The organism is Leptotrichia sp. oral taxon 879 str. F0557 (assembly GCF_000469385.1).
Classification (GTDB): domain Bacteria; phylum Fusobacteriota; class Fusobacteriia; order Fusobacteriales; family Leptotrichiaceae; genus Leptotrichia; species Leptotrichia mesophila.
The window spans coordinates 1032-4489 of record NZ_KI271285.1 but is presented as its reverse complement, the minus strand read 5'-3'; the positions used below and the strand labels follow the sequence as shown (position 1 = coordinate 4489).

Genomic DNA, 3458 nt, shown 5'->3' with positions numbered 1-3458 from the left:
GCGGCAAGAAACTTAAATATTCTAAGGAAATTAGTAATCTCAATACTGGAAGAACTTCCGTTCAGAAAGAAATTTAGCAGAAGGATAAAAAGATATATCATATCATTAGATATAAGAAGATATTTAAAATTATTTTTTGATATATAGAAATGCTGTTGTTAAAAAAATGGATAAATATAAAGAAATAGTTTAAAATATTCATGCGTTTGTCGTGTCCATAGGCAAAAATAATTGATAATTTGGAAAAAATGTAGTACAATTAGTTGAATGGTTATTGTTATTTGTCATAATTCAATTATACCATTTTGCCGAGATTTTATCTCGGTTTTTTTTTAGACAAAAAAGAAGCTGAACTCAAAATTTTAATCTTTTTGAGACAGCCCCTTATTCATTGTGATATATACCTCTCAATCTTAATTTGTGCTCTTTTCTCAACATATTTCTATAAATTGGAACATATTCTAAAACTTGGATGATTTTTAAGTGTTTTTTTTCTATATTTATTTTGGTTTACAAAGCCTATTTTATTACGTATATTGATTATTATACTACATTTCTATGTATTTGTAAATTTTGGATTTTTTTAGTTTTTGATATAAACTTTGTTATACAAATATAAATTATAATGAGAAAGTGAAAAAAAACACTTGAGTTTTTTGATAAAATAGAGTATTATATAATTTATAAGGAATGTAACAAAATATATGCTTTATTTATAGGAGGAAAAATGGCAGTAGTTAAGGATTTAGAAAGTTTAAAGGAACTTATTCAAAGAGTTAGAAAAGCTCAGGAAGAATTTGCAACATTTGATCAGGAAAGAGTCGACAAAATTTTTAGAAAAGTGGCTCAAAAAATGAATGATGAAAGAATTACTTTGGCAAATTTGGCAGTAGCAGAAACTGGAATGGGAATCGTGGAAGATAAGGTTATTAAGAATCACTTTGCTTCTGAATACATTTACAACAAATATAAAGACGAAAAAACTTGTGGAGTGTTGGAAGATGACAGATCTTACGGAGTTAAAAAAATTGCAACTCCAATAGGGATTATTGCAGGTATTGTACCAACAACAAATCCAACTTCAACAGCAATGTTCAAAACACTAATATCATTAAAAACAAGAAATGCAATAATATTTTCACCGCACCCAAGAGCAAAGCAAGCAACTATTGAAACAGCTAAAATTGCTTTGGAAACAGCAGTAAAATACGGAGCGCCAAAAGATATAATTGGATGGATTGACGAACCAAGCGTAGAACTATCAAGAGAACTTATGGCAAGTGCTGACTTAATACTTGCGACAGGTGGACCAGGAATGGTTAAATCTGCTTATTCATCAGGAACTCCTGCAATTGGAGTTGGAGCTGGAAATACGCCAGTTGTAATTGATAAATCAGCAGATATAAAAATGACTGCAAATTATATTTTGATGTCTAAAACATTTGATAATGGAGTAATTTGTGCAACAGAGCAATCTGTAATTATAGATAAAGAGATTTATGATAAAGTCAGAGCTGAATTTTTGAACAGGGGAGCCTATATCCTTAACGACGAAGAACTAAATAAAGTAAGAGAAATATTATTTATAAATGGAAATCTAAACGCCGATATAGTTGGAAAAAGTGCATATATTATTGCAGGTATGGCAGGGTTTGAAATTCCAAAAAGTTCAAAAGTGTTAATTGGGGAAGTTGAGTCTACTGGAATTGAAGAACCATTTGCACACGAAAAATTATCACCTGTACTTGCAATGTACAAATCGGAAGATTTTGAAGATGGACTTAAGATAGCTGATGAGTTAGTAAGACTTGGAGGATTGGGACATACTTCATCACTATACATTAATTTAGCAGAAAAAGAAAAAATAGATAAATTTGGAAGACTGATGAAAACAGGACGTACATTAATCAATATGCCAGCATCACTTGGAGCAATCGGAGATGTATTCAACTTTAAATTAGAACCGTCATTAACACTTGGATGCGGTTCGTGGGGAGGAAATTCTGTGTCAGAAAATGTAGGAGTAAAACACTTATTAAACGTAAAAACAATTGCAGAAAGAAGAGAAAATATGTTATGGTTTAAAGTTCCTGAAAAAATTTATTTTAAATATGGATCGCTTCCAACAGCTTTAGAAGAGTTGAAAGGAAGCCACAAAAAAGCATTTATCGTAACGGATAAAGTATTGGCTGAATTAGGATACACAGAACATATTACAAAAGTGCTTGACAGCATACATATCGATTATAGAATATTCTCAGAAGTAAAAGAGGATCCAACATTAAGTTCAGCTCAGGCTGGAGCAAAAGCAATGCTTGAATATAATCCTGATGTCGTTATTGCTCTTGGTGGAGGTTCTGCAATGGATGCCGCTAAAATTATGTGGGTATTGTATGAACATCCAGAACTTCGATTTAGAGATTTGGCAATGAGATTTATGGATATTAGAAAGAGAATTGTTGAATTCCCTGAAATGGGTAAAAAAGCTAAATTTATTGCAGTAGCAACATCGGCTGGAACTGGTTCGGAAGTAACTCCATTTTCTGTAATTACAGATGATGAAACTGGAATCAAATACCCTCTTGCAGATTACGCATTGACACCGAACGTAGCAATTAACGATCCTGAACTTATGCTTACAATGCCAAAAGGACTTACAGTAGCTTCTGGAATTGATGTATTCACACATGCTCTTGAGTCTTATGTTTCAGTTATGGCGACAGAATACACAAAACCTTATTCAAAAGAAGCAGCTAGACTTGTATTCAAATACTTGCCAGAATCAGTAGAATTAGGTTCAAAAGCAATTAAAGCAAAAGAAAAAATGGCAAATGCTTCATGTCTTGCAGGAATGGCTTTCGCAAATGCATTCTTAGGAATAAATCACTCGCTTGCACACAAACTTGGAGGAAAATTCCACGTTCCACACGGTATTGCAAATGCTATGCTTCTTGAAGAGGTTATCCGTTTCAACGCAGCTGAGGCTCCAACAAAGATGGGATTATTCCCTCAATACAGATACCCTGATGCAATGCAAAGATACGCTGAAATGAACGATTATCTAGGATTTGGCGGAAATACTAAAGAAGAAAAAGTAGAAAATTTAATTAAAGGAATTAATGAATTAAATAGAAAAATAGGAATTCCAGCAAGCATTAAAGAATGGGGAGTGCCTGAAAAAGACTTCTTGGAAGCTGTAGATGAAATGTCGCTAGATGCTTTCGATGACCAATGTACTCCAGCTAACCCAAGATACCCGCTAATGGAAGAATTAAGAGAAATTTACTTGAAAGCTTACTACGGAAAAGAATGGGAAAATGAAAAAGAAAGAGTTGGTAAAATTTTAGGTTTTTAATCTATGTTTCCAAGTCTATTTAAAATTGAACTGCTAAAAATTATCATAAATTGCAACATTTTACCAAATTTTTTTTTAAAACTAATTTCGTGTAAAAATTTTT

General features: G+C 32.2%; 1 protein-coding gene. It reads left to right on the top strand.

Going from position 1 to position 3458, the window contains the following annotated elements; translation table 11 throughout:
* The first annotated feature begins 727 nt into the window (after positions 1-727).
* On the top strand, positions 728-3355 hold the full coding sequence (adhE, locus tag HMPREF1552_RS00285; protein WP_021743017.1) for a bifunctional acetaldehyde-CoA/alcohol dehydrogenase: 2628 nt from the start codon (positions 728-730) through the stop codon (positions 3353-3355).
* The last annotated feature ends 103 nt before the right edge of the window (positions 3356-3458 follow it).

Bases quoted from the DNA above. Each gene is read 5' to 3' on its own strand.
- adhE (WP_021743017.1), top strand. From the start codon at position 728: ATGGCAGTAGTTAAGGATTTAGAAAGTTTAAAGGAACTTATTCAAAGA.